Genomic DNA, 5,994 nt, shown 5'->3' on the forward strand with positions numbered 1-5,994 from the left:
GGTGGGGGAACTGTTCTGTCGGTGGGCGACAGTAAAATTGGACGTATCGGGCACGCGTTCGGGCTGGCCCGTCAATCCCATGGAGAGGGGAACTGTCATGCGTGCTATCAGCGAACCGGGCAAGCTCATCGAGGCCATCGCTCCTGTTCTTGGATTCCCGCCGCGTGAATCGTTGGTGCTGGTGACTGTTGTCGGGGGGTCGCTGGGTTGTGTGTTGCGCGCCGATCTGGCCGATGTGAGAGCGGACGGGGTGACGATGATGGTGGGAGCCCAGCCGGTGTGGGCTGCCGATGGCGTCGTGGCGGTGGTGGTGTCCGAGGATCAGGCGCACTGCGCGATGTGCGGGGAGGAGATCAAGGCGTGGATGCGCGAGCTCGATGCGGCGTTGCAGAAGTGTGGGACTGAGCTGCTATCGGTGTTGGCCATCGACCGGATTGAGGCCGGCGGGCAGTGGCACTGTGCTGACGGGTGCGGGGTTTCCGGAACTCTCGGGGACCCGATGGCGTCGGAGATCGCGGCGATCAGGGTTGCCAGCGGGCAGCGCCTTTATCGCAGCCGTTCGGAGGTCAAGGCGTTGATCGCGGTGGACCCCGTGCGGGCGAGGGCGGTCGCGTCGATCCTGGAGTCCGTCGAGTCAGCGGTCGCGGGACAGGTCGACGTGGCTGAAGCAGTGCGGGCGGCGACGTCGGTGGCGAGTCGGCTGGCAGCGGGTGCGGCCATTGCGGATGCCGAGCTGGCCGCCGTCGGCGCCACCTTGACCGACATCGCGGTCCGAGATCAGCTGTTCGCCTTGGCCGACACCGCGACCGCGGCAGCTGCGGAAGATCTGTGGACGGTGCTGGCGCGAGTGCTGCCCGGTGCGTGGCGTGCGGAGGCGCTGGCCCTGCTGGCGGTATCGGCCTACGTGCGCGGTGACGGTGTACTGGCCGGTGTAGCCGTGGATGCGGCGCTATCCGAGGCTCCCACGCACCGGATGGCGGCCATGCTTCGGATGTCGCTGGAGGCCGGCCTAGAGCCGGACAAGATCCGCCAGGTGGTCGCACAGGTACGTCCGGCGCCGATGCGCTGAACCGCGCAGGGAGGTGACGAGCGCCTCGGTGCCGATGGCGCCGGCAGTCAGTGGCATTTCGCCACCTCCCTGCGGGGGGCATCGGTGCGCCGCGCAAACGACTTGGCGCATGTTCTGTCACCGACACCTCCCCACCCGGCACAAGGATGGGGAGGTGTCGGTGAATTCAGAGGCAGACGTTGTGTGCCAACGCGATTCAGTGTGAAACGGTCGGACGTGGCAGGTAGAATCGCTGGTGACGGGCACGCGACCGGCTGGCCCGCAGAGTTCCCACGGAAGGGGAATCGAAATGACTGCTGTGATGGAACCGGAGACGGAGATTGCCGAGAGGCCGGTGGGCGAACTGCTGGGCAACGGTGTCGAGTCGGGCTCGGTGGTGGAGGTATCAGGTGACGCCGGGCCGACACAGGGGTGGCTGGTCGTAGAGGACGGTTCACCGACCGGTGAGCGGCGGTGCGCTGTGGTGCCGCTCGACGGCGCGGGATCAGTGTTGTCGGGGTCCATGTGGGAGGTGAAGGTGAAGCCAAGCGCGGCGGCGGGGGTGATGCCCCAGTGGGTTTCGGCAGTGGCCGCCGGGTGGTGGGCATGCCGTGTCGCGATTAAGGAGCGCGACACGGCGCAGCGCGAGTTGCGCATTCATGGAGAGCGACTGGAGCGCATCGTCGATGCCGCACATGAATACGCTGATGACAACGACTTGTGTAGCCGGTTTGATGATTTCATGCGTGAGCAGGGCCTGCGAGCGCGTGTGCGGGAGTATCGCGTCGAGGTGGAGGCGCGCGTGCGGGTCACGGTGCGCGTGAGCGCCAGCAGCGCGGACGCTGCGAGTGACGACGTCGACGACGCGCTGATTGCGGACGCACTGAGTGAGCTCAGCAGTCGGGAACTGTACGGGGCGATCAATCGCCACGAGGTTATGGGAGTCGACGACGAGTGAGCAGTGAGCAGTGGTGGGCGCTGCGCCAACAGCGTCCACCACTGCACGACCCCTCCCCACCCGGCACAGGGGTGGGGAGGGGTCGTGACCTTGCTGGGTATGTCGGAGGGCGTCGCCGCTAGTGTCGACAGTGTTGACGGGCAAGCAGGTTGGGCGGGCCCATGCTTTCCGAAGGTTTGACAAGAGGGAGAGATTCGATGACTTTCACCGAAGAGCGCGCGGGACACGGCGGGCTGGTGGCGATGGCGGTGCAGCTGGAACGCCGCTGCGTCGGTGACGACAGTCGCGCTGCATGGCAGCTGGCTCAGCGCGTGCGTGAGGGAGCTGCTGCGCTGCTTCCGGCGTTGACGACATTGCAGGCCGACTTCGACCGGCTTAGCGTGCTGGACTCGGATTCGGTGTCTGCAGGAGACTACCGGGAACACGACGAGCACAATGCTGATGTTCGTGAGGATATCGCCGATAGTGCAGCGGCACTTGCTGAGCAGATCGAACGGTTGCTGTGGGCGGCACCTGCCGAGGAGGTGTCTATCCCCGGACGCGCCTGGACGGAGTTTCTCGGGAGGGAGTACGAGCTGGACTTGGATCATCCCGGAGACGTGACGCTCGCAGCGGTGCTCGGCGAGTTGGCCCTATTGATAAACCGTCGCGCCAGCGCCGAGGATGAGCAGTAGGAGTGGGGGCTGTTCTCATTCGCTCTGTGGCGTTGCGTATATGCCTACCGCGAGAGCGATTAGGGCGGTAGGGTTTGACTTGTCGTGAGGGGCAAGCACCAAGGCGGGCCCTGGACTCCCAGTAGAAGGGGAAATTGTGATTGACGAGAATTCACCCGTGATGGTTCGGGTGGGTACCGACGGCGCGATGTCGGTGGTGCCGCTGGTGCTCGACGAGTTCGATAGCGCCGCCTCGGCGCTGTGCTATCAGATTGGTTGCCGGATCTTTGCGTTGTCGGAGCTTTCCGAGGCGATCGATGTGTGGACTGATGAGGAGATCCTGGTCTACATCGACCGGCACGACCCTGCCTCACTGACCGGGGTGATCAACACGACCGCGACCAGGATCGCGACCCGGCTTGGACAGGCTCTCCCCGTCCTCGGTACCGCGGTGTTCACCAGCCGCGAGGCTGGTAGGACGATCGGGCTGTCAGGTGAACAGATCGCCACTCTTGAACGCCTTGCATTGGCCTCACCGGTCCGTGAAGTTCTCACCAGTGAGGAGGTCGCCTGATGGGCGCCGCAGCACCGGCGTGCAACGCAGTGACCCCGCTGGTTGAACTGGTCAGCCTCGCAGCGCGTGAGGGCTGGAGCATCGCCGAACCCGAGAGCGACGGCACCTTGGAATGGACTCGCGGAGCCAACCGTGTGGTCGCCAGGTTCACTGTCTCGACGCAGCGGCCCCGCTACTGCGCCCTTGTCAACTACACCGACTACGACGGCACAGGAGAAGCCCAGCTCGGCGCGGTCGTGTGGCGCGGCATAGGTAACGGAGGCGACAGCGACGAAGCCGCAGCAAGCATGCGCCAGTGGTTCGCTCAGCCGGTCCGCGCGCTCGATGCGCCGACGCAGTGGTGACGATCATGCGAACAGACAGCACCCGCGGAACAGATGGCCAGTGCGCCGCCGGGTCGGCGGAGCCTGACGAGCAGACACAGACGTGGGAGATCCCGGCCCACAACCTGGAAGCGTTCAAGGCCAAGATCGCGAAGGCCAACAGACGGTTGGCCCACGCGGGCCTGGATGCGCGATTCGAGATCGAATACGAAGAGTTCGAGGTCAAGAAGGCCGTTCGCGTCGACCGCGCCGTGATGAGCCAGCATGAACCGGCCTACATCGTCGAGCCCTGGGTCCGGGCGACTCTCGTCGGGCCGCTCACCCTGCGGCACGGCCACTTCACGTTCGTGGCCGTCCTGGTACCCGAGCAGGCGGGAATCACCGTGCACTCGGCCCCGGGGCAGGAACTCAACGGATACAGCCCGCGTGGCGACAACACCTGCGATCACTGCCAGGTCGAGCGCAGCCGGTCCCGGCTCTACCTCGTGCGCGATGAGCGTGACGCAACCATCTTGCAGCTCGGGCACTCCTGCATCGAGCTCTACACCGGCGTCCGGCCGAAAGGCTTGTGGTCTCTGACGTTCGACGAGGAACTGGAAGACCTCACCCGCAACGACATCGACGGTGGGGTCGGTTCACGACACTACGGTGCCTCGATCGACGCAGTGCTGGCATTCGCGTTCGCGCACTCTGACCGTGGCCGCTCCTACGTGCCGTCAGGAATGTACTCGGAGATTTCCACCGTCAGCAGAGTCCGCACCAGCCTGTTCGCGAACATCGAAGGCCTGCGTGATGCCGACCGTCGCTACTACCGAGCCAAGGCCGCCGAGGCCAGCCAGTATCTGGCCGACATCGACCTGATCGCCGCCATCAAGGCGGCCGTGACCGAGACCGCCGCTGACAGCGACTACGGCCGCAACCTGCGCGTGCTCCTGGGCGGGGAAACGGTTTCTGGGCGCAACGTCGGAATCCTGGGCTCGCTAGTGAAGGTGTACGCCCGCCAGCAGCAGATAGAGGCCGAACGCAAAGCCCACCCCGTCGTCGCCGGATACCTTGGAGAGATCGGTGAACGCGTCAAGGGCATTACCGCCACTGCAAAGACTGTGATCTACCGAGAGGGCGATTGGGGCCACACGACGTTCCTGGTAGCCATCGCCGAGGACGGGCACACCATAGTGTGGAACGCCAGCCGCGCCCTGGGCATCGAGTCCGGTCAGCGCTTCACCATCGCCGCGGCCACCGTTAAAGCCCACGAGGTCTACAACGGTGTCGACCAGACCGTCCTGTCCCGACCAGCAAAATTCGAGATCTGTGCAACGGAGGACAACCCGTGAGCCTCGCCGACAGTAGCGCTGCGCACTGTCACGACGACGGTTGCTACACGATCACCCAGACCACCACCACGGTGCGTCACATCACCTACACAGCCGCTGAGGTTAGGTCCATGCTGCGAGCCCACCAAAGTGCCGGCTGTTATCTGAATGAGGATCTGGGCGAGTCGCTACGTGCGGCGGTGCTGGACGCCACCGCGGTCGCAGATCAAGTCGCCGCCGATGCTGAAGTGATTGCCTCAACGTCGGAGTACGACGTCATACGCGTCGGCGCACTGATGCCGCAGGTTGGCACCGCCACGCGATAGACCGCGGCCTCACGCTCGATCACTATTCACCGCGAATCAACCTGTCGCCCATGGCATCGACGGACCGCATGGACTCGCCGTACACGGCAACGTGCCCAACCGTTGTCTGAGCGGCGTTCGCGATCGCCTCGATCTGGGCCGCAAGGTCCCGAAGGAAGTCCGCGGCCGCGGAGCCGTCGCCGACCACGGTCTCGGTGCACTCCAGTACGCGGTGTCCAATGGCGCGCACCGCGGCGGACTCGATTCGAAGGTCGGCAATGAGGCGATCCCCGTCGTCATACGCCCAGGCGTTGATGTCGCTCATGTGGCTGACGTTACATGCGAGAGTGCCGCTGTGCGGGCGACTTTCTCGCTGGGCGGGCTGGCGGAGCCAGCGTGGGGGGTGTTGGCGGATGGGGGTGCGAGACGTCGAGACCAGCGATAAGCGTTATTGGCATGAGGGAAGTAGCGCTAGGGTGTAGCGACGGCGGTCGAAGAGCGTGAACGTAATTGATTGGACGGCAATGGAGATAGCCGGATACTGCTGTACTGAGAAGGTGGCGGAAAGCCGAAAACTGTTGCTACACTGTAGATGTGACAAAGGAATGCGTAGCATTCCGAAAGTGACTGTAAGGCAATGGAAACGAGGAAGCATGCAGGTGTTGAGCGCGAAGCGCGAAACCGTCTGCAAGACAGTGACATTCAAAGTCACGCGAAGCGTGACGGCGGATAAGCCGATGCTCGAAAACGATTGCAGCACAGTGTGACTCAGCAATCTACGGTATAGCCGGCGAAGCCGGCGGATGCTTCACCCCGGCGT

8 protein-coding genes are annotated in these 5,994 nt (G+C 64.5%); 7 read left to right on the forward strand and 1 reads right to left on the reverse strand.

Going from position 1 to position 5,994, the window contains the following annotated elements; translation table 11 throughout:
* Positions 1 to 97: 97 nt before the first annotated feature.
* From MSZK_RS04745 to MSZK_RS04775, 7 genes are all read left to right on the forward strand, one after another.
* Positions 98 to 1,069 carry a DUF4192 domain-containing protein gene (locus MSZK_RS04745; RefSeq protein ID WP_011896099.1) on the forward strand — a complete coding sequence of 324 codons (972 nt, stop codon included), beginning with the start codon at positions 98 to 100 and terminating at the stop codon, positions 1,067 to 1,069.
* 289 nt (positions 1,070 to 1,358) lie between these two features.
* On the forward strand, positions 1,359 to 2,006 hold the full coding sequence (locus MSZK_RS04750) for a hypothetical protein (RefSeq protein ID WP_011896098.1): 648 nt from the start codon (positions 1,359 to 1,361) through the stop codon (positions 2,004 to 2,006).
* A gap of 197 nt (positions 2,007 to 2,203) precedes the next feature.
* Positions 2,204 to 2,680, forward strand: coding sequence for a hypothetical protein (locus MSZK_RS04755; protein WP_041801081.1), 477 nt, complete (start codon positions 2,204 to 2,206; stop codon positions 2,678 to 2,680).
* Between the two features lie 187 nt (positions 2,681 to 2,867).
* Positions 2,868 to 3,233, forward strand: coding sequence for a hypothetical protein (locus tag MSZK_RS04760; RefSeq protein ID WP_158230549.1), 366 nt, complete (start codon positions 2,868 to 2,870; stop codon positions 3,231 to 3,233).
* Positions 3,233 to 3,577 carry a hypothetical protein gene (locus MSZK_RS04765; protein WP_011896095.1) on the forward strand — a complete coding sequence of 115 codons (345 nt, stop codon included), beginning with the start codon at positions 3,233 to 3,235 and terminating at the stop codon, positions 3,575 to 3,577. The genes MSZK_RS04760 and MSZK_RS04765 overlap by 1 nt, the downstream gene beginning before the upstream one ends.
* 5 nt (positions 3,578 to 3,582) lie before the next feature.
* Positions 3,583 to 4,890, forward strand: a complete 1,308-nt coding sequence (locus MSZK_RS04770) for a hypothetical protein (protein WP_233211118.1) — start codon at positions 3,583 to 3,585, stop codon at positions 4,888 to 4,890.
* Entirely contained in the window at positions 4,887 to 5,195 is a 309-nt protein-coding gene (locus tag MSZK_RS04775; protein WP_099245368.1) for a hypothetical protein, read from the forward strand. The genes MSZK_RS04770 and MSZK_RS04775 overlap by 4 nt, the downstream gene beginning before the upstream one ends.
* A gap of 22 nt (positions 5,196 to 5,217) precedes the next feature.
* On the opposite strand, the gene MSZK_RS04780 is transcribed toward MSZK_RS04775, so the two are convergent.
* A complete protein-coding gene (locus MSZK_RS04780; protein ID WP_099245370.1) occupies positions 5,218 to 5,499 on the reverse strand; it encodes a hypothetical protein in 282 nt (93 codons plus the stop codon).
* Positions 5,500 to 5,994 lie beyond the last annotated feature (495 nt).

It is taken from the genome of Mycobacterium sp. shizuoka-1, assembly GCF_002723835.1.
Lineage (GTDB): Bacteria > Actinomycetota > Actinomycetes > Mycobacteriales > Mycobacteriaceae > Mycobacterium.